Annotated in this window: 18 protein-coding genes; 4 read left to right on the forward strand and 14 right to left on the reverse strand. The window is 44.1% G+C overall.

Annotation, left to right across the window (positions count from 1 at the left end; translation table 11 throughout):
• The 10 genes from ftsY to recR all read right to left on the reverse strand — a co-directional run bounded on the left by ftsY (position 1) and on the right by recR (position 6,952).
• A complete protein-coding gene (gene ftsY / locus EO131_RS00815; protein ID WP_127018455.1) occupies positions 1-957 on the reverse strand; it encodes a signal recognition particle-docking protein FtsY in 957 nt (318 codons plus the stop codon).
• Positions 958-1,110: 153 nt separating this feature from the next.
• Positions 1,111-1,263 (reverse strand): DUF4295 domain-containing protein, encoded by a 153-nt coding sequence (locus EO131_RS00820; protein WP_072879696.1) that lies wholly within the window; start codon positions 1,261-1,263, stop codon positions 1,111-1,113.
• Between the two features lie 33 nt (positions 1,264-1,296).
• On the reverse strand, positions 1,297-1,479 hold the full coding sequence (gene rpmG / locus EO131_RS00825) for a 50S ribosomal protein L33 (RefSeq protein WP_031444791.1): 183 nt from the start codon (positions 1,477-1,479) through the stop codon (positions 1,297-1,299).
• Positions 1,480-1,507: 28 nt separating this feature from the next.
• Positions 1,508-1,735, reverse strand: coding sequence for a 50S ribosomal protein L28 (gene rpmB / locus EO131_RS00830; protein ID WP_119642089.1), 228 nt, complete (start codon positions 1,733-1,735; stop codon positions 1,508-1,510).
• A 73-nt stretch (positions 1,736-1,808) separates the two neighbouring features.
• Positions 1,809-3,056 carry a competence/damage-inducible protein A gene (locus tag EO131_RS00835; protein WP_127018456.1) on the reverse strand — a complete coding sequence of 416 codons (1,248 nt, stop codon included), beginning with the start codon at positions 3,054-3,056 and terminating at the stop codon, positions 1,809-1,811.
• Position 3,057: 1 nt separating this feature from the next.
• On the reverse strand, positions 3,058-3,396 hold the full coding sequence (locus EO131_RS00840) for an Hpt domain-containing protein (protein WP_127018457.1): 339 nt from the start codon (positions 3,394-3,396) through the stop codon (positions 3,058-3,060).
• A complete protein-coding gene (locus EO131_RS00845; protein WP_127018458.1) occupies positions 3,396-4,007 on the reverse strand; it encodes a fumarylacetoacetate hydrolase family protein in 612 nt (203 codons plus the stop codon). Before EO131_RS00845 ends, EO131_RS00840 begins: the two co-directional genes overlap by 1 nt.
• 28 nt (positions 4,008-4,035) lie before the next feature.
• The gene (locus EO131_RS00850; protein WP_127018459.1) at positions 4,036-4,809 is read right to left on the reverse strand and encodes a 3'-5' exonuclease; all 774 of its coding nucleotides are present in this window, start codon (positions 4,807-4,809) and stop codon (positions 4,036-4,038) included.
• Positions 4,810-4,886: 77 nt separating this feature from the next.
• Positions 4,887-6,239, reverse strand: a complete 1,353-nt coding sequence (locus EO131_RS00855; RefSeq protein ID WP_127018460.1) for a dihydrolipoamide acetyltransferase family protein — start codon at positions 6,237-6,239, stop codon at positions 4,887-4,889.
• Positions 6,240-6,331: 92 nt separating this feature from the next.
• Positions 6,332-6,952, reverse strand: coding sequence for a recombination mediator RecR (gene recR / locus EO131_RS00860; RefSeq protein ID WP_127018461.1), 621 nt, complete (start codon positions 6,950-6,952; stop codon positions 6,332-6,334).
• A gap of 76 nt (positions 6,953-7,028) precedes the next feature.
• On the opposite strand from recR, the gene EO131_RS00865 reads away from it, so the two are divergent.
• Entirely contained in the window at positions 7,029-8,510 is a 1,482-nt protein-coding gene (locus EO131_RS00865) for a sodium:solute symporter (protein ID WP_127018462.1), read from the forward strand.
• On the opposite strand, the gene EO131_RS00870 is transcribed toward EO131_RS00865, so the two are convergent.
• Positions 8,494-8,853 (reverse strand): CoA-binding protein, encoded by a 360-nt coding sequence (locus tag EO131_RS00870; RefSeq protein WP_127018463.1) that lies wholly within the window; start codon positions 8,851-8,853, stop codon positions 8,494-8,496. The genes EO131_RS00865 and EO131_RS00870 overlap by 17 nt on opposite strands.
• Before the next feature lie 342 nt (positions 8,854-9,195).
• Between EO131_RS00870 and EO131_RS00875 the strand changes: the two genes are divergently transcribed.
• Positions 9,196-11,646, forward strand: a complete 2,451-nt coding sequence (locus tag EO131_RS00875; RefSeq protein ID WP_127018464.1) for a TonB-dependent receptor — start codon at positions 9,196-9,198, stop codon at positions 11,644-11,646.
• 109 nt (positions 11,647-11,755) lie between these two features.
• Here EO131_RS00875 and EO131_RS00880 read toward each other — a convergent pair whose 3' ends face one another.
• Entirely contained in the window at positions 11,756-12,763 is a 1,008-nt protein-coding gene (locus EO131_RS00880; RefSeq protein ID WP_127018465.1) for a 3-oxoacyl-ACP synthase III family protein, read from the reverse strand.
• A gap of 151 nt (positions 12,764-12,914) precedes the next feature.
• Between EO131_RS00880 and EO131_RS00885 the strand changes: the two genes are divergently transcribed.
• Complete coding sequence (locus tag EO131_RS00885) at positions 12,915-15,383, forward strand: alpha/beta hydrolase family protein (RefSeq protein WP_127018488.1); 2,469 nt, start codon at positions 12,915-12,917, stop codon at positions 15,381-15,383.
• A gap of 69 nt (positions 15,384-15,452) precedes the next feature.
• On the opposite strand, the gene EO131_RS00890 is transcribed toward EO131_RS00885, so the two are convergent.
• Together EO131_RS00890 and EO131_RS00895 are read right to left on the reverse strand one after the other, a co-directional pair.
• Positions 15,453-16,763, reverse strand: coding sequence for an ABC1 kinase family protein (locus EO131_RS00890; RefSeq protein WP_127018466.1), 1,311 nt, complete (start codon positions 16,761-16,763; stop codon positions 15,453-15,455).
• 6 nt (positions 16,764-16,769) lie between these two features.
• Positions 16,770-17,426, reverse strand: a complete 657-nt coding sequence (locus EO131_RS00895) for a TetR/AcrR family transcriptional regulator (RefSeq protein WP_127018467.1) — start codon at positions 17,424-17,426, stop codon at positions 16,770-16,772.
• A gap of 323 nt (positions 17,427-17,749) precedes the next feature.
• On the opposite strand from EO131_RS00895, the gene htpG reads away from it, so the two are divergent.
• Complete coding sequence (htpG, locus tag EO131_RS00900) at positions 17,750-19,636, forward strand: molecular chaperone HtpG (RefSeq protein ID WP_127018468.1); 1,887 nt, start codon at positions 17,750-17,752, stop codon at positions 19,634-19,636.
• Positions 19,637-19,717: the final 81 nt, after the last annotated feature.

Raw genomic sequence — 19,717 nt, forward strand, 5'->3', positions numbered from 1 at the left:
TTAGAGTTTGAAAAATGAATCGACAAATTCGTATTTATTGAACACTTGAAGGTCTTCAATGCCCTCCCCTACACCAATATATTTTACGGGAATCTGGAATTGGTCCGAAATACCGATGACCACGCCCCCTTTTGCGGTTCCATCCAATTTGGTGACCGCCAAACTGGTGACTTCGGTAGCCTTGGTAAATTGTTTGGCCTGTTCAAAGGCATTCTGGCCTGTTGACCCATCCAAAACCAACAGTACATCATGGGGCGCATCGGGCACTACTTTTTGCATGACCCTTTTTACCTTGGATAATTCATTCATCAAATTCACCTTATTGTGCAAACGGCCAGCAGTATCCACCAATACCACATCGGCATTTTCGGCAACAGCGGAACTTAGGGTGTCAAAAGCCACGGATGCGGGATCACTGCCCATTTTTTGTTTGATGATGGGCACATCTACCCTTTTTGCCCACACTTCCAATTGATCAATGGCGGCCGCACGGAACGTATCCGCTGCCCCCAAAACCACTTTAAGTCCTTGTTTTTTAAATTGATAGGCCAATTTTCCAATAGTAGTTGTCTTACCGACTCCGTTCACGCCCACGACCATGACCACATAAGGTCTTTTGTCTTTGGATATTGTAAAATCTGTGGCTTCGCCACTATTGGTTTCGGATAACAACCCAGCAATTTCCTCACGAAGTATGGTATTCAGTTCATCGGTTCCCATGTACTTATCGCGGGAAACGCGCTCCTCGATGCGCTCGATGATCTTTAAGGTGGTGTTCACCCCAACATCGGAAGTGACCAGCACTTCTTCCAAGTTATCGAGCACCTCATCGTCCACCTTGGATTTACCGGCAACCGCTTTGCCCAGTTTGCCCAAAAAACTGGTCTTGGATTTTTCAAGACCCTTGTCCAAAGTCTCTTTTTTATCTTTTGAGAATATATTTTTAAAAAGGCTCATTTTGTGTTCTTAGCTAAGCGTCAAATATAGCAAAGTAAGGGGAGTTTTAGGCAGTCAAAATGGGGATATGGTGGCTAGCAAAGCCATTAAAAAATAATGGACATAAAAAAAGCCGCTATAAAAGCGGCTTTCGTATATCGGGAAATTGTTTCCTTATTGTTTGTTCAACCAGTCGTTCACCATCTCTGGAGCCATTACAGATTCCACAAACGTGTAGGCACCTGTTTTAGGAGACTTTACCATTTTAATGGCCTTGGTCAATCTTTTGGATGATGACTGAAGTGTTGCTACGGTTTTCTTTGCCATGGCTTATTTTTTTCTGCCTTTAAAAAAAGACGATTACTTAATTTCTTTATGAACGGTCATACGCTTAAGGATAGGATTGAATTTTTTGATCTCCATCCTATCTGGCGTGTTCTTTTTGTTCTTGGTGGTAATGTACCTGGAAGTACCTGGCATACCAGATTCTTTGTGCTCGGTGCACTCCAAAATTACCTGAATCCTATTTCCTTTCTTTGCCATTGTATCGTGCTTAAATCGCTTTAACTACTTACTTTTTGGAATCGATTTCCTTCAACACAGCAGAGATTCCCTTTTTGTTGATGATTTTCAACCCTCTTGAAGAAACGTTCAAGGTTACCCAACGATCTTCCTCAGGAACGTAAAATTTCTTCTTGGAAACGTTTACGTCGAATCTCCTTTTGGTCTTATTGATAGAAAAGGAAACGTTGTTTCCAAACATCACCTTTTTTCCTGTTACTTCACAAACTTTAGACATCTCCCTAACTTTTGAGTGATTTTATTGAGGCTGCAAATTTATACCATTTAAATGGGACGTACAAAAATCTTTTTCAGAATTTTAAAATTTCTTTGTACAATAGTTCAAATGCCTTGTTCACAGACTTCTTCACGACCCTTTCCCTGTGGTTTCCCATGTTGAATTTTAGGGCAATTGTGTCCTTCGGACTACTTATGGCAATGAACACGGTTCCCACATCGGCATCGGAGTCGCCTTTTGTGGGACCTGCATTACCGGTTGTGGCAATGGCTACATCCGCTCCAAGCACCTTTCGTGCATTTTTGGCCATGGCCATGGCCACTTCCTCACTGACAACGGAATGGGCGTCTATCAATTCTTGTGGCACGCCCAATACCTTTACCTTCACGGCTGTTGCGTAGCACACCACGCTTCCCTTAAAATAGTTGGATGCTCCTGGAACTGCCGTAATCTGTTCCGCAATGCGGCCACCAGTAAAACTTTCAGCAGTTGCCAAGGTCAGTTTCCTTTCTACCAATAATTTTCCTATTTGGGCTTCAATGGGACCTTCTTCCTCTTCCCCTACAATAATATCACCAATGATCGGGTACAATTTTTTCACCTCAGCATCTATTGCCGATAGCAAAGCTTCCTTTTCGCTTCCTTTGGCCGATAGCCGAAGTCTCACCCTTCCCAAGTTGGGCAAATAGGCCAATTTAATCGGAGCCTGCAAGTTGTTCTCCCAGTCCTCGATTTTTTCAGCAATGGCACTTTCACCCATACCATAGGTCAAAATGGTCCTATGAACAATGTGTGGTCGATCGTAGGTCTTGATGATATTGGGCAACACCGAGGTGGTGATAAGGTTTTTCATTTCATAAGGTACCCCTGGCAAGAAAAAATAGGAAACATCACCTTTTTTCATCAGTAGACCTGGTGCAGTGCCGTACGCATTGTGCAAAACCGTTGCCCTTTTGGGCACCATGGCCTGCTGCCTGTTCAAATCGGAAATAGGACTGTTGATGTATTTTTTGAAAAGCTCTTCAATATGTACCAAGACCGCTTCATCCCTGACCAGTTCATCTTTGAAGAAATTGCAAAGTGTGGGTTTGGTCACATCATCCTTTGTGGGGCCCAGGCCACCCGTTACAATAACCACGGAGGAACGGTTGCCCGCCTCTTCCAATGCTTGATAAATATGCTCGGCGGTATCCTGAACGGAAGTGATCTGATACACCGAAACTCCTATTTTATTGAGTTCTTTGGCAATAAATGCGGAATTGGAATCCACAATTTGGCCAATGAGAATTTCATCCCCAATGGTGATGATTTCAGCTTGCATGCTATAGATCGAAGTCCTTTTTCAATTCTGATACCACTTGTAGCACATCTTTTTTCAAGAGCGGGAATTTTTGCTCTATTTCTGCCATACTGGCTGCATTCTTGCCCATGGTTTCAATTTCCAGGGCACAGGCACGAGTTTGCTCCATTCCCAAAATATCCACATTGGGTTTTATCTTATGGGCCAGTTTATATACATTTTCATAATCCCTTGCTCCAATGGCCTTTTCCAATCCTTCCAGATCTTCGGGGACTTCTTCCAAAAAAACGGAAATTACGGAGACGATGAAATCTTCGTCTCCTTCCGCCATTTCGTTGATTTTATCGAGGTTGTAAATCATTATCTTACATTAATTTCAAATAGCTTCTCTCCTTCCAAAGTCCCGACAAGGTAGTCATTTGGACTTACTTTACCAACACCGGCAGGGGTTCCCGTGAACAGGATGTCGCCCTTCTTCAGCATGAAATAGGTAGATACGTGGGCAATGAGCTCATCTATCTTCCAGAGCATCAAAGCCGTATTTCCTTTCTGCACGGTTTCCCCATTTTTAATCAGGGAAAAATGCAAATTATCCACATCGCCCAATTTTTCCTTGGACACCCAGTTTCCGATGACCGCTGCTCCGTCAAAACCTTTGGCCTTCTCCCACGGGAGCCCTTTGGCCTTTAACTTGGATTGCAGGTCCCTGGCCGTAAAATCGATGCCCAATCCGATTTCATCGTAATATTTATGGGCAAATTCTGGAGCAATGTGCTTACCGACCTTTTTGATCTTCACCAGCACTTCGACTTCGTAATGCACATCATTACTGAATTCCGGGATATAAAAATCCTGTTCCTTGGGCAGTACTGCAGAATCCGGCTTAATGAAAACCACCGGTTCCTCGGGCCGTTCATTGTTGAGCTCGTCTATATGATCCACATAGTTCCGACCTATACAAATCAGTTTCATACACTTCTATTGGGGGTTATTTTTCTTTTTACAACTTGCTGTTGAGTTTGCTCAATTTGATTTGGGTAAGCACTTTTTTGGTGTACAATGGAAAATCCGCATTCAAGATCCAACCGAAATAGCCCGGCTCTTGTTCCAACACTTCATCCACGGCCCTTCCCTTATGTTTGCCAAAGGTAAAAATGGCCTGTTCATTTTCATCCAAGGCAATGAAACCTGCAAAATCCAATGACTGTTTGCGTGTAGTGAACTCGGAAAGCTTTTTGACATTATTCTCCAGCTCGGGATAACGTTCCAATTGGGCCAACAATACCTCATAAGTGGCCATGGTATCTGCCTCGGCACTGTGGGCATCTTCCAGATTCTTGTCGCAATAAAATTTGTAGGCCGCCTCCAATGTTCGCTTTTCCATTTTGTGGAAAATGGTCTGCACGTCCACCGAAACCATATTCTTCATATCAAAATCGATTTCGGCCCTTAGCATTTCCTCGACCAACAGCGGAATATCGAAGCGGTCTGAGTTGAATCCAGCCAAATCGCTGTCGCGTATCATTTTATAAATTTCCTTGGACAGTTGTTTGAAAGTGGGTTCGTTGGCCACCTTTTCGTTGGAAATGCCATGAATTGCCTCGGATTCTGGCGGAATAGGCATTTCTGGGTTTACCAGCCATGTTCTACTCTCCTTGTTTCCGTTTGGATAGACCTTGAGTATCGAAATTTCGACAATCCGGTCCTTGGCCACATTGGTACCTGTGGTTTCCAGGTCGAAAAAGCAGATGGGTTTGGTCAATTGTAATTGCATGTGGGGGTTTTAAGTTCAAAAATTAGGGATTGAAGCCCCAATTTAAGCATAGTGAAAAGATTAAGGACTGTTTTTCCCTAAATTTCACGGTTTACGTCCCAGGCTTCCAAATAATCCGCCACGGCTTTTACGAACATGCCTCCCAATGCGCCATTCACCACACGGTGATCATAACTGTGCGATAGAAACATTTTGCTACGGATGCCAATAAACTCCCCTTTATCGGTTTCGATTACGGATGGCATTTTTCGAATGGCGCCCAGGGCCAAAATTCCCACTTGGGGCTGGTTAATGATCGGGGTACCGAACACACTGCCAAAAGTTCCCACATTGGTTACGGTATAGGTGCCTTCCCTTATTTCATCCGGTTTCAACTGATTGTTTCGCGCCCTATTGGCCAAATCGTTGACGGTTTTTGCCATGCCCACCAAATTCAATTGATCGGCATTTTTGATTACGGGCACAATCAGGTTCCCATCCGGTAAGGCAGCGGCCATACCCAAATTGATGTTCTTCTTTTTGATGACCCTATCCCCATCCAATGAAATGTTCATCATGGGGTATTTTTTCAACGCCATGGCTACTGCTTCCATAAAGATTGGGGTGAAGGTCAATTTTTCACCTTCCCGGGCCTCAAAGGCATTTTTTACCTTGTTCCGCCAGTTCACCACGTTGGTCACATCTACTTCCACAAAACTCTGCACGTGTGCCGAAGTGGAAACACTTTCGATCATGTGATGGGCGATGAGTTTGCCCATACGGGTCAATGGAATGATTTCATTGCCCGCCCCCACTTGCATAGGAGCCGGTTTTGGTTTTTCCGCTTCTTGTTTTTGTACAGGTGCTGCCGGCTGGGTGGGTTTTGCTGCCTCTTGCACTGGTGCAGCCTTCGCCTGAACACCGCCATTGGAACGACTTTCCAAATAGGCCATGATATCGTTCTTGGTGACCCTGCCTTCTTTACCTGTTCCTACTATAGCTTCCAATTCGTCCATGGAAACCCCCTCCTCCTTGGCAATATTTTTCACTAATGGGGAATAGAACCGCTCCGAACTTGAAAAATCCGGGGCAACAGCTACGGTCTCTTGCACTTGGGTCATCTGCTTTTCCAATTGCTGGACTGGCTCCGCAACAGTTTCCTCAACAGCTTCTGGGGCTTCATCGCCACCCGAAGTATCGGCCACATCGCCTTCCACTTGGATCACAGCGACAACTTCACCAACTTTTATGACATCGTCCACATTGAACCGCTTTTCCACCAACACACCTTCCACTTCACTGGGCACCTCGGAATCAACCTTATCCGTGGCAATTTCAAAGACGGCCTCATCCATTTCAATGGTATCGCCTACTTCTTTCAACCATGCGGTCAAGGTCGCCTCGGCGACACTTTCTCCCATTTGCGGTAATTTCAATTCAAATTTTGACATATTCGTATTTATCAAAGTGATTTGGACTTACATTTTGCAAAAATACTAAACAAATTCACTTATTATTGATTTATGTTTATTTTTTGATGGTCTTAATTTGCCTTCATGGAGCTTTCGAACGGCACACGGTTTAAAATGCTCCTGCCCAAGGTAACCTCATCCGCGTATTCCAGCTCATCACCCACCGAAATACCTCGGGCAATGGTGGATGTGGTCACTTCCAATCCTTCCAATTGCCTGTAAATATAAAAATTGGTGGTGTCGCCTTCCATAGTGGAACTCAGGGCAAAAATAAGTTCCTTTACCCCTCCTTCACGAACTTTGTTGATTAAGGAAACAATGTTCAAATCCTGTGGACCCACGCCTTCCATGGGCGATATTTTACCGCCCAACACATGGTAAAGTCCATTGTATTGGGACGTGTTCTCAATGGCCATTACATCGCGGATATCCTCCACCACACAGACCAAAGTTTCGTCCCGTTTGGGGTTGGCACAAATTTCACAAAGCTCCGTATCGGAAATATTATGGCATTTTTTACAGAAATTGACCTCGGACTTCAGTTTCATCAAGGCATTGGTCAAATGTTCTGTGCGTTCCTCTGGCTGTTTGAGCAGGTGCAATACCAAGCGCAAAGCGGTGCGTTTTCCGATTCCCGGCAACTGCGACATTTCGTAAACTGCATTTTCCAATAATTTGGATGAAAATTCCATAGTCTCGATTCTCCCACAAAATTACGATTTTAGTGTTACCAATTTACTTTCGTACTTTGCATTTCAAATTGCCTATATGTCCGCATCACAAATCCTATTGCTGATAGGCGCCTATTTCTTGGTGCTCATCCTTATATCCTACTTTACCGGAAAAAATGACTCGAACGCAGATTTTTTTAAAGCGGGCAAGCAATCCCCTTGGTATGTGGTCGCATTTGGCATGGTGGGGGCTTCCCTTTCCGGGGTCACTTTTATTTCGGTACCGGGTTGGGTCGGGGATAGCCAGTTCACTTATTTGCAGGTCGTAATAGGTTATTTGTTCGGCTATTTTGTGGTGGCCTTTGTGCTGTTGCCACTGTATTATCGGTTGAACCTGACCTCTATTTACGAATACCTTTTGGAGCGATTTGGTTCGGTAAGCCACAAGACCGGAGCTTTTTTCTTTTTTGTTTCGCGGGTGTTGGGAGCCGCATTTCGATTGTATTTGGTCGCCATTGTATTGCAACAGTTTGTTTTTGATGATCTTGGCGTGCGGTTCGAATTTACCGTGGTGATCTCCATATTGTTGATTTGGATCTACACCAATAGAGGCGGTATCAAAACCATTGTGTGGACCGACACCCTGCAGACCCTGTTCATGATAGTGGCCGTAATTCTTTCCATTGTATTGATCAACCAAGAACTGGGTTGGAGCTTTAGTGAATTTTTGGCTTCCGAAGAACTGAAAAACTACAATGATTTTTTGGTCACCGACAGTATACTGGACCGGAGTTTTTTCATCAAATCGTTTGTGGGTGGCATGTTTGTTACCATATGTATGACGGGATTGGATCAGGACATGATGCAAAAAAACCTTACCTGTAAATCGTTGAAGGATGCCCAAAAAAATATGGTTTCGTTCAGTTTTGTACTCGTCGGGGTCACCTTCCTATTTATGTTACTGGGCGCGTTGTTGTTCATCTATGCTAAACGCAACGGAATCGGAATCCCATTGATGGACGGCACACCAAAAACGGATCTTCTATTTCCCGAAGTGGCGTTGAATGGGGGTCTGGGACTTGCTTTGTCCATTACCTTTATGCTAGGGCTCATTGCAGCTGCGTACAGTAGCGCGGATAGTGCCCTAACTTCGCTGACCACCTCTTTCTGTGTGGATTTTTTGAATGTGGAAAAAAAGGCCGAAAAAGACCAAAAGAAAATACGGAAACAGACCCACATTGGAATGAGCTTGATGTTGATCGTGGTCATCATTGCCTTTAAATATATTTTGAGCAGCAACGTGATCGATAGCCTTTTAACCGTTGCCGGTTATACGTATGGGCCTTTATTGGGCCTTTTTGCCTTTGGCATTTTCACCAAACACCGAATAAAGGATCATTTTGTTTGGTTAGTTGCTGTATTATCGGTGACGATCATCGTTTTGGTTGCCAACATCCCAGAAAGTTATTTGGGTGGTTACCAGATGGGGTACGAACTTTTACCGTTGAACGGCCTCTTGACATTCTTTGGGCTTTGGCTGATCCGAAAAAAAGAATCGGCACCTAGTATTGATCGGTAGCCAACAAAACCAAGGTACAGGCCACCTCCACCTCAACACCAGCATTTCTAAGGATTTCGTAGAACTCTGGGTTCTCGGTACCTGGGTTAAAAATGACCCTTCGCGGTTTTAAATCCAGTATTTTTTGATAATATTCTTTTTGGTGGGATGGATTTAAATACAAGGTAATGGTATCAATATTTTGAAAATCAACAAAGTTGTCTTTAATTTGTATTCCTGATACAGTTCCCCCGCGTATCCCAAAAGCAGTCGTTTCAATGTTTTGATCGACCAACCTGCGTATAGCTAGGTTACTGTATCTTCCCGGGTTCAATGATGCCCCCAAAACTAGAGTTTTTGACATTTGTTAAATTTAATGTTAAACCTACACATAGACTGTAACTATTACATTAATTTTCCGTCTATGTTTTAGATAAATGACTTTCATTGGTAAGACTGTATTTTTTTATAGTTAATGGTTAGTGTTTAGTATAGCTTATCAATGTATCAACCCCGGCCCCATGTGCCGGGGTTTCTTCTTTTACACACCAATGTGTTGGTCCTTAATGCGTTGCTTCCCTTACACCGTGCCAATTTCTGTAAAAGAATGTTAAAAAAAATAATTCGATGTAACATTCCCCGATTTGTGGCGTCTTAGGTATATCATCAATCAATCGACAATCATCAATCAAAAAACGAACAACTCATGAAACATGTGTCATTACTTTTTGCATTCCTACTATGCAGTTTATTTCCCAATTTTTCCAACGCCAACAATTCTGATACAGCCCTTGGTTCCATTGAAGGAACGGTGATCGACAATGCCATGCACCAACCAGTTGCCTATGCGGCCATTGTCATCAAATCGGAAGACGGTAGTGAAACCATTACCGGGGGAATCACCACAGAAGACGGTAAATTTGAAATCAAAAAACTGGAAGATGGGACCTACATCTTCGAGGTACAATTTATTGGGTATAAAACCTATTCCCAAAAATTGGTCATTGATAAAAACAAAAGGAACATCAATATCGGTACGGTCACTTTGATGGAAGAGACCCAAAACCTAGCGGAGGTTGAGGTTGTGGCCGAACGTACCACCATTGAGCAGCGTGTGGACAGAAAGGTTATCAACGTGGGTAAGGACCTGACCACTTCCGGTGCTACCGCTTCCGATATCATGAACAACATTCCATCGGTAAATGTGGATGCCCAAACCGGGGATATTACCTTAAGGGGGAATTCCAACGTTAGGGTCATGGTAGATGGCAAATTGTCCAACGTTCCCGTTGCCCAGCTGTTAAAGCAAATCCCTTCCACATCCATCAAATCCATCGAACTGATCACCAACCCTTCGGCCAAGTACAATCCTGAAGGTATGAGCGGTATCATCAATATTGTGTTGCACAAAAACGCTAACATCGGTTTCAACGGAAACGTGAACTTGGGTCTTACCAAAGGTATCGAGGCCAAGTTCAACAGTTCTATCGATATGAACTACCGCAACGGCAAGTTCAATTTTTATGGCAACTATGGCAACAACATCGGGAAATGGATCAACGATGGAACCATTTTACGTATCGATGAAAACTCACGCCAGAACTTTGATTTCTTCAACAACAACAAATCCCATTTGTACAAATTGGGTCTGGATTTTTATTTGAACGATAAGAATACCATTTCGTTCTTTACCAACCAGAACATCTATGATGGTAGAGGTGATGGCAAAACGGCTGTGGTCTACAACAACGACCCATCACGTAATGTGACCCAATTGTTCCTGGATATTTCGGACAATACCAGCGAACAGTACAATTTTGACTACAAATTGGATTTCAACAAGGAGGGACACAACATTGAACTGGAAGTGGACCATAACCGATTCAACAGTGGCCAAGATGCCGATTTTAGATCTACAGGAGCTTCCACCTATCCCGATTACATGGATTTTGTGGATACCGAGCGTACCCAGACCATTGCCAACTTGGACTATGTGAACCCTTTGGACAGCATTTCCAAATTGGAATTGGGATTGGAATCCAGAAACTTTGAAACCCTAGTGGATTATTCCTCCACGGGTCAAACCTTCAACTCCAACGGGCAACTCGTGGCCACGCCATCCACCAAGTTTGTGTATGCCATGGATATTTATTCGGCCTATGCCACTTTCGGACAGTCTTTCAAAAAATGGTCCTACCAAATGGGCGTGCGCATAGAAGATGTTGAAGTAACAGCCGACACCAATGCCGTGAGGGCCTTTACGGACAACTATACGCAATTGTATCCCTCTGCCTTTGTTACTTACAAACCCAATGAAAAAGATCAGATACAAGTAAGTTATAGCCGCCGTGTGGACCGACCAGGTCTTGGACAGGTAAACCCAATCAGGGAATTTGCTACGCCATTGATCTCCGCTTTTGGAAATCCAAATTTGGTGCCCCAGTTTACCAGCTCCTACGAGGCCAACTATACCAAACGTCTTAAAAACGGCAGCGTTACGGCAGGTGTATTTTACCGAAGTATTGCGGACGAGATCAATAGGGCCCTTTATGTGGACCGTCTAGATTTGAACAAGACCATTCTAACTTTTGACAACTTCGACAAGACCTCCGCCTACGGTGTGGAAGTATCCGCCAACTACAGACCTGCCAAATGGTGGAACATCAATGGTAGTTTCGATATGTTTACCCAAACCCAGCGCGGTATTACAGAAACCTTGAACACCACCGACCCCAACCCGTCTGAGGATGATATCGTGACCCAGAACGTAGAAGTGGACAACACCGCATGGAACATGCGTATGAACAACAGTTTCACCGTAACCAAAAAATTGACATTGCAAGCGTTCGGGTTTTATCGTGGCAGAAACAAGAGCATCCAATTTGATGCCAAGCCCATGTACTTTGTGAACCTGGGTGCACGCTATGCTTTTGCTGAAGGAAAAGGAACCTTGAGCTTAAACTATAACGACATATTCAACACCATGCGCTTTGCCTTTGAAGGGGATTACCCTTATGCCCAGGAAGGTCATTTCAATTGGGAGAGCAACAACTTATACGTAGGTCTTTCCTATCGTTTTGGAAGTGGCAAGAACAGGGCCAAATCCCGTAAGCGCAGGGACGACAACACCAAGCAAGGTGGTGGCGGCATCTTATAAAAGCAGTTTGAAGGCCCTAGTCAGAGTGTTGGTTGGTTAGTCTTTCCAGGGCCTCAATAAAAAACCCCGATCCTATGGATCGGGGTTTTGTTTTATATAGTATCAACCATTACCAACGAATGATCACGCTACCCCAGGTAAAACCACTACCAAAGGCTGCCAATACCACTAAATCGCCTTCTTTGATCTTGCCTTCTTCCCATGCCTCGGTCAAGGCAATAGGAATGGAGGCTGCCGTGGTGTTCCCATATTTCATGATGTTATTGAACACTTGATCATCACCCAATCCAAATTTTTTCTGGATAAACTGGGATATCCGCAAATTCGCTTGATGTGGTATCAGCATATCAATATCCTGAGGCACCAGGTTGTTCTTTTGCAATCCTTCCATAATCACCTCACTAAAACGGACCACCGCATTTTTGAATACAAACTGCCCGTTCATATGGGGATAATAGGACGTATCCTCAGGGTCGTTATCTGCAATGATGTCGGTTACCCAACGCTTACCCATACCTGGTGCGATCAGCGAAAGTTCCTCGGCATGTTCCCCTTCGGAATGCAGGTGGGTGGATAAAATTCCTTTATCGGGATTTTCCTCGCGAGTCAATACCGCTGCCCCGGCCCCATCACCGAAGATCACAGAAACACCGCGACCACGGGTGGTCATATCCAATCCGTGGGAATGTAGTTCGGAACCGATCACCAAAACATTTTTGTACATACCACTTTTAATGTATTGGTCGGCTACCGAAATGCCATATACAAATCCAGAACATTGGTTTCGGATATCGAGGGCACCCACGGTTCGTAGTCCCAAATCGCGCTGAACCAAAACCCCCGGTCCTGGAAAATAAAAGTCGGGACTTAGGGTGGCAAAAACAATAAAATCGATTTCATCCTTATCGATACCCGCCCGCTCAATGGCTTTTTGGGCCGCCTTTACCCCCATGGTGGTGGTGGTATCCTCACCATGCACCACATGGCGTCGTTCCTGAATTCCAGTACGCTCCTGAATCCATTCATCATTAGTGTCCATTACTTTGGACAAATCATCGTTCGTCACCACATTTTCGGGGACATAAAAACCCAATCCGGCAATCTTGGAATTATACATGTGAAATTTATTTAAATAAGAAGCTTGTTAGAATTTGAAAAATAGCAAATATTCATGCCATTTATAAATAGTCCGGCAAAATAATACTTTTAAAAATATCGTACTTTTAAAAAGACAGAAATACACCATTAATCAAATACTAACTATGAACATGAAAAAATTCTTTACAACCCTGTTTACTTTGGTCCTTTTTATGGGACTGAATGCCCAGGAAAAATTGACCTATCAAAAACCTTCATCGGAGATATTGGAACTCGTGGATGCCCCCATGGCGCCCAGTGTGTGGATCACCGACGATGGCCAGCACATGTTGTTGCTCTACCGCGATACGTACAAGACCATTGCCGAGCTTTCCGAGTCCGAACTGCGGTTGGCGGGGTTGCGCATCAATCCCAAGACCAACATAGGCAGCCGTACCAACTATTATAACAATGTTCTGGTAAAACAGATTGGCAGTGGAAAAAACGCGGACGATAAAGACGGCATCCAAGTAGCAGGTCTTCCCGAAAATCCAAGATTGGCCAATTTTAGCTGGTCGCCCGACCAAACCAAAATGGCTTTCACCAACACCACTGCTGATGGCGTGGAGGTCATGGTTCTGGATTTGGAAACCGCGAAGACCACCACCTTGACCAAAGCTTCGGTTAACGCCAATATGCGGGATGTTATCAATTGGTTCAAGGATGGCAATAACCTATTGGTAAAGATGTTGCCCGAAAATCGAAAGCCGTTGATCGATGTCTCTGAAACCGTTCCTGCCGGACCCACCATTTCTGCCAACGATGGCAAAAAAGCGCAGAACCGCACCTATCAAGACCTATTGAAAAACCCCAATGATGAGTTCAATTTTGAACAATTGGCCCGTTCCGAACTGTACAAGGTCGGATTGGACGGCACCATTTCCAAATGGATGGATACCGATATGTTCACCAGTATCAGTTTTTCGCCGGATGGCAATTATGTGATGGTGGAATCGCTCAACAAACCTTTTTCATATTTAGTGCCCTATTACAGGTTCCCTACTACAACCACTATTTATGATAAAAGCGGTCAAATGGTAAAAACCGTGTTGGAAGTTCCCTTGATTGAGGACTTGCCCAAAGGTTTTATGGCAACCCGCACGGGAATGCGCAGTTTAAGCTGGCGCAGCGATAAACCCGCCTCTTTGGTGTATGCCATGGCCTTGGATGGTGGTGATCCCGAAAACGAAGTACCTTACCGTGACGAGATTTTTCAACTGGATGCCCCATTTGATGGTCAAGGCAAATCCTTGATAAAAACAAAAAATAGGTTCCAGTACATCCAATGGGGAAATGATGAAATGGCCATTGCGCATGACTATTGGTGGAACGACCGAAATACCAAAACCTACGTGTTCAATCCTTCCAACGCAAACAAGGCTCCTCAAATTATTTCCGATAGAAATTATCAGGATGTGTATAGCGATCCTGGAAACTTCATCACCAAAAGAAACAAATATGGCAGTTGGGTATTGGCCCTCGACAACAAAAACGACGCCTATTTGATCGGTGAAGGCTACACCAAGGAAGGACAATTCCCCTTTGTGGAAAAAATGAATCTGAAAACACAAGCGAAAACCCGTTTGTACACTTCCCACTTGGAAGGCAAATTGGAACGCCTCATCGAGTATGACCCGGCAAAAGATCAGTTGTTGGTGCGCGTGGAATCGCCAAGTGAATATCCCAACTACTATTATAAAAGCATTATTAAAAGGAAGGGACCAATGCAGTTGACCCATTTTGAAAATCCGTACAAGAGCATTCAAAATGTGCACAAGGAGGTAATCACCTATAAACGGGATGATGGCCTGGAACTCACCGGAACCCTGTATTTGCCTGTGGGTTATGATATGGAGCAAAAAGAAAAAATGCCCATGATCCTTTGGGCCTATCCAAGGGAATTTAAAGACAAGAACAGTGCATCACAAAACACCCAGAACCCGAATGAATTTACCTATCCGTATTGGGGTTCCCCCATTTATTGGGTCACCAAGGGCTATGTGGTGCTCGATGATGCCTCTTTTCCCATTATCGGTGAAGGGGATGAGCAACCCAACGACACCTTTAGGAGCCAATTGGTGGCCAATGCCAAAGCGGCCATAGATGCTGTGGATGCATTGGGGTACATCGACCGCGAACGAGTAGCAGTAGGCGGCCACAGTTATGGTGCCTTTATGGTGGCCAACCTCCTATCCCACTCCGATTTGTTTGCTGCCGGGATAGCCCGCAGCGGTGCCTACAACAGAACCTTGACCCCTTTTGGTTTCCAAAGTGAGGAGCGAAACTATTGGGAAGCACCAGAAGTGTATTACACCATGTCCCCTTTTATGCACGCCGATAAGATGAAGACCCCATTGTTGTTGATCCACGGTGAGGCCGACAACAATTCCGGCACGTATCCCATGCAAAGTGAACGCTATTTCAATGCCCTAAAAGGACTCGGCGCCACGGTACGTTTGGTGATGCTGCCCAAGGAAAGTCACGGATATCGTGCCAAGGAAAGTATTTTACATTTGCTCTGGGAACAAGATCAGTGGTTGGAAAAATATGTGAAGCAAAAAGAGGAAACGATGAGCGACAACACATCTGGGTCACATTAAAACCAATTCGTTATCCTTTTGGAAGCATCCCTTACCCTATCGGTTCGGGATGCTTTTATACCTGTTCAACTAAACAGTCTGCACTGCAAAGGCATTAACCCGAACTTTGGCTTTCAAGTCGTGTAACAAATTGTAGAGTCCAAAAAAGGTGCGGTTGATGTACAAAAAGTGCTTCGAACCCCGGTTCCCGTTCATTTTTCGGATTTGTTCGTCCTTGGAATAGCGTTCGCTCAATTCGGCAATTTTGGACCAGAATCCATCATCGCCAAAATCAAATTCCTCTTTATGGAAAGGTGAAGTGAAGATGCTGAGCATTTCCTTGAAGAGAGCCTTGAAAAAGGTTAGCTCTTCGGGGGTATCGGTCGAGGTCAATATTTCGAGCTCGTACAGTTTCTGCATAAAAACCGCATCGTTGTTGATGTTCTCCGATTTGGCCAATTCAAAATAGGGCACATAGAACTCATTGGGTATGGTTTTAATGCATCCAAAATCGATGGCAATCAATTTGCCTTCGGGACTCACCAAAAAGTTACCTGGATGTGGGTCGGCGTGCACTTTGCGCAACTCGTGAATCTGGAACATGTAAAAATCCCATAGTGCTTGGCCCAAACGATTGCCCAATTCGGAATCAAAATCGGTTTTGGTGAATTCGCCCAAATGGGTGCCCACCATCCAATCCATGGTCAAAATCCGTTCACTGGAGAGTTCTGGATAATAGTTGGGAAATTCCATGTGGGGTATGGCCGCGCAGGCTTTGGTTATTTCACTACTTTGCTGAAGCTCCAAAACATAATCGGTCTCCTCGATCAATTTGTGCTCCACTTCCTTAAAATATTTTTCAGAATCCTTTCCCTTTAAGTTGAACATGCGGATGGCAACCGGTTTCACCAAGGCGAGATCACTGCTGATGCTTTGGGCCACACCTGGGTACTGGATTTTTACGGCCAGTTGCCTCCCATCTTTGGTCGCTTTGTGCACTTGGCCGATACTTGCAGCATTGATGGAATCCTTTTCAAAGGTGTCAAAAATATCCTCGGGGTATTTTCCCAAATAGTTCTTGAAGGTTTTCCGAACCAATGGTGCTGATAGTGGCGGTACAGAAAATTGTGAAAGCGAAAATTTATCTACATAAGCCCGTGGCAGCAGGTTTTTCTCCATGCTGAGCATTTGGGCCACTTTAAGGGCGCTACCTTTAAGGCTCTTTAAACCATCGTAAATGTCTTCGGCGTTATCTTGGTCCAGATCCTGCTTGGCCTTTTCCGGATCCACCCATTTCTTACCATAATATTTTACATAGTTGCCCCCGATCTTTACACCGGTCTTCACCAATTTACCGGCACGTTCAATTTTGCCGGTAGGTATCTTGTCCAAGGTTTTCATAGGCGACTATACAAACTTTTCCTTATACAGGAATTTTCCAAAATCGATGATTTTTTCCAAAGAAGTGTTTTCAAAAATCTGAAATATGGTGGTCACTGATTTTTCTATGGCGATATCGGTCTTTTCAAACCCGGGCGATCCGTCTTCCATCCAAAATTTTAGCAAGAACAGCAATTGCAGCCATGCACCTTCGGAAAACAAGGGTTCGTTGTATTTCAAAATTTTGAGGTTCTTCTCCTCGTTTCTTTCCCGGATCAGCTTGGTGGTAAAATCCTTAAAGTCTTTTCGTAATCCCTTCAATTGGGCCAACCCCTCAAAACTGTTTTTGTGTTCCTTAAGGGCAAAGAGCACGTAGGAACGGTTCAAGGTCAGGTTTTCAAAAAACGTAAAGAAATAGGTAAGCATCCGCTCTTCATTGGTCATGGATTCGTATTGCTCGTTCTTTTTCAACAACGTAAGGGTGCTTTCAAAAAAGCGACTCCAAATGGATTGTTGAATAGTATCAAACGATCCAAAATGGGCATAAAACTCCTCCTCCTTCAATTTGTTTTCCTTGCAAAATTTATAGATCGAAGTAGGCACCGCACCATTTTCCAGCACATGGTCCATGTACAATTCCACAATTTTTGCGTCCGTGATAACCGTTTTCTTAGCTGAAGCCATTTTTTAAATTTTTAAGATGAACAAGCGACTGGACAGGTTTGTGACCACTTGGTAAAGAAAATGCACCTTCAGGCGAAAGTGCATTTTCCACAACCTAACCAATAAATAAACAAACTTGTTATAGTGCAGTACTTTTTCACAGCAATTTTTTCCTATAACAGTATCAAAAGTAATTCTTTTGTTTAATCTTTTCAAATAAAAGATAAACAAAATTTTGTTAAAATTTTTGCAGACCCCTTTTGACACCTAAAATGTCAGTTTGTCAGATTCAGCATTCTGGTACTTTTTTTGTCCACTAGGGAGAAAAGAAAATAGATAAAACGATGGCAACAGGTAAAATCAATGTTTCAGTAGAGAACATTTTTCCCTTGATCAAAAAGTTTCTGTACAGCGACCATGAAATTTTCTTGAGGGAGCTTATTTCCAACGCAACGGATGCAACCTTAAAACTTAAGCACCTTACGTCCATTGGCGAGGCCAAAGTGGAATACGGCAACCCGATCATCGAGGTGAAGGTGGACAAGGACAACAAACGCATCCACATATTGGACCAAGGAATCGGTATGACAGAAGAAGAGGTGAAAAAGTACATCAATGAAGTGGCTTTTTCCGGTGCCGAGGAATTTTTGGACAAATACAAGGATGCCGGCAAGGATGCTGGAATCATCGGGCATTTTGGTCTTGGTTTCTATTCGGCCTTTATGGTAGCGGAAAAAGTGGAGATCATCACCAAAAGTTTTAAAGAGGAACCGGCCGTCCACTGGACCTGCGACGGTTCTCCAGAATTCAGTATTGAACCGGCAGATAAAACCGAAAGGGGCACCGAGATCATTCTTCACGTAGCAGAAGACTCCACGGAATTTTTGGAAGAGGCCAAAATCCGTGAGTTGTTGATCAAGTACAACAAGTTCATGCCCATTCCAATCAAGTTTGGCACACGTACCGAAACATTGCCCAAACCGGAAGGGGCCAAAGAAGATGAACCGGCACCGACCAAAGAGGTGGACAATATTGTCAATAACCCAAACCCAGCTTGGACCAAACAACCCGCCGATCTTACAGACGAAGACTACAAGAAGTTCTACAGGGAATTGTACCCTATGCAGTTTGAGGAACCGTTGTTCCACATCCACCTTAATGTGGACTACCCTTTCAATTTAACGGGAATCCTGTATTTCCCTAAATTGACCAACGACCTCAACATTCAAAAGGACAAAATCCAATTGTACCAAAACCAGGTATTCGTAACCGATAATGTGGAAGGTATCGTGCCCGAGTTCTTGACCATGCTACGCGGGGTCATCGATTCGCCGGATATTCCATTGAACGTTTCGCGTTCGTACCTACAGGCCGATGGTGCCGTGAAAAAGATATCGTCCTACATTACCCGAAAAGTCGCCGATAAGTTGAGTTCCCTTTTCAAAAACAACCGGGAGGATTTTGAACAGAAGTGGAACGACATCAAGGTGGTGATCGAGTACGGAATGCTTACCGAGGAAAAATTCTTCGAAAAAGCGGACAAATTTGCACTCTACCCCACCGTGGATGGCAACTTCTACACCTTTGAGGAATTGGAAGCCAAAATAAAGGATAACCAGACGGATAAGGATGACAAATTGGTGATCCTGTACGCTTCGGACGAAGAAGCGCAACACAGCTACATTGAAGCGGCCAAGGCCAAAGGTTATGAGGTACTGCTATTGGATTCCCCAATTGTACCCCACTTGTTGCAAAAATTGGAAACCACCAAGGAGAAAATTTCCTTTGCCCGGGTTGATGCCGATCACATCGATAACCTCATCAAAAAGGAGGATACCGCCATTTCCAAACTTTCGGACGAGGAAAAGGACAAATTGAAATCCGAAATCGAGGAAGTCGTCAAAGAAAAGGGCTACACCATTCAAATGGAGGCCATGGACAGTTCAGCTTCTCCGTTCATCATCACGGAGCCAGAATTTATGCGCCGTATGAAGGATATGCAACGCACTGGCGGTGGTGGCATGTTCGGTATGGGCAATATGCCTGATATGTACAACCTGATCGTGAATACCAACCACGAACTGGTCAGTGAAATATTGAACACCAAGACTGCGAAAAAACGGGAACGATTGATAAACCAATCCCTCGATTTGGCGCGATTGTCCAAAGGCTTGCTCAAGGGCGAGGAACTCACCAAGTTCATTGCCCGCAGCTATGAGATGATCAAATAGGTGGATTCCATCCATAGTAAACCATACTAAACCGCTCTCAGTGAGCGGTTTTTCATTTTAATGCCTATATTGTTGTATCAA

Source organism: Flagellimonas beolgyonensis, from assembly GCF_003992615.1.
Lineage (GTDB): Bacteria > Bacteroidota > Bacteroidia > Flavobacteriales > Flavobacteriaceae > Flagellimonas > Flagellimonas beolgyonensis.

Bases quoted from the DNA above. Each gene is read 5' to 3' on its own strand.
- EO131_RS00870 (WP_127018463.1), bottom strand. From the start codon at position 8,853: ATGTCAAAAACTCTAGTTTTGGGGGCATCATTGAACCCGGGAAGATAC.
- EO131_RS00885 (WP_127018488.1), top strand. From the start codon at position 12,915: ATGAAAAAATTCTTTACAACCCTGTTTACTTTGGTCCTTTTTATGGGA.
- EO131_RS00845 (WP_127018458.1), bottom strand. From the start codon at position 4,007: ATGAAACTGATTTGTATAGGTCGGAACTATGTGGATCATATAGACGAG.
- EO131_RS00855 (WP_127018460.1), bottom strand. From the start codon at position 6,239: ATGTCAAAATTTGAATTGAAATTACCGCAAATGGGAGAAAGTGTCGCC.
- rpmB (WP_119642089.1), bottom strand. From the start codon at position 1,735: ATGTCTAAAGTTTGTGAAGTAACAGGAAAAAAGGTGATGTTTGGAAAC.
- EO131_RS00875 (WP_127018464.1), top strand. From the start codon at position 9,196: ATGAAACATGTGTCATTACTTTTTGCATTCCTACTATGCAGTTTATTT.
- rpmG (WP_031444791.1), bottom strand. From the start codon at position 1,479: ATGGCAAAGAAAGGAAATAGGATTCAGGTAATTTTGGAGTGCACCGAG.
- EO131_RS00865 (WP_127018462.1), top strand. From the start codon at position 7,029: ATGTCCGCATCACAAATCCTATTGCTGATAGGCGCCTATTTCTTGGTG.
- EO131_RS00850 (WP_127018459.1), bottom strand. From the start codon at position 4,809: ATGCAATTACAATTGACCAAACCCATCTGCTTTTTCGACCTGGAAACC.
- recR (WP_127018461.1), bottom strand. From the start codon at position 6,952: ATGGAATTTTCATCCAAATTATTGGAAAATGCAGTTTACGAAATGTCG.
- EO131_RS00895 (WP_127018467.1), bottom strand. From the start codon at position 17,426: ATGGCTTCAGCTAAGAAAACGGTTATCACGGACGCAAAAATTGTGGAA.
- EO131_RS00820 (WP_072879696.1), bottom strand. From the start codon at position 1,263: ATGGCAAAGAAAACCGTAGCAACACTTCAGTCATCATCCAAAAGATTG.
- EO131_RS00890 (WP_127018466.1), bottom strand. From the start codon at position 16,763: ATGAAAACCTTGGACAAGATACCTACCGGCAAAATTGAACGTGCCGGT.
- EO131_RS00840 (WP_127018457.1), bottom strand. From the start codon at position 3,396: ATGATTTACAACCTCGATAAAATCAACGAAATGGCGGAAGGAGACGAA.
- EO131_RS00880 (WP_127018465.1), bottom strand. From the start codon at position 12,763: ATGTATAATTCCAAGATTGCCGGATTGGGTTTTTATGTCCCCGAAAAT.
- ftsY (WP_127018455.1), bottom strand. From the start codon at position 957: ATGAGCCTTTTTAAAAATATATTCTCAAAAGATAAAAAAGAGACTTTG.
- htpG (WP_127018468.1), top strand. From the start codon at position 17,750: ATGGCAACAGGTAAAATCAATGTTTCAGTAGAGAACATTTTTCCCTTG.
- EO131_RS00835 (WP_127018456.1), bottom strand. From the start codon at position 3,056: ATGCAAGCTGAAATCATCACCATTGGGGATGAAATTCTCATTGGCCAA.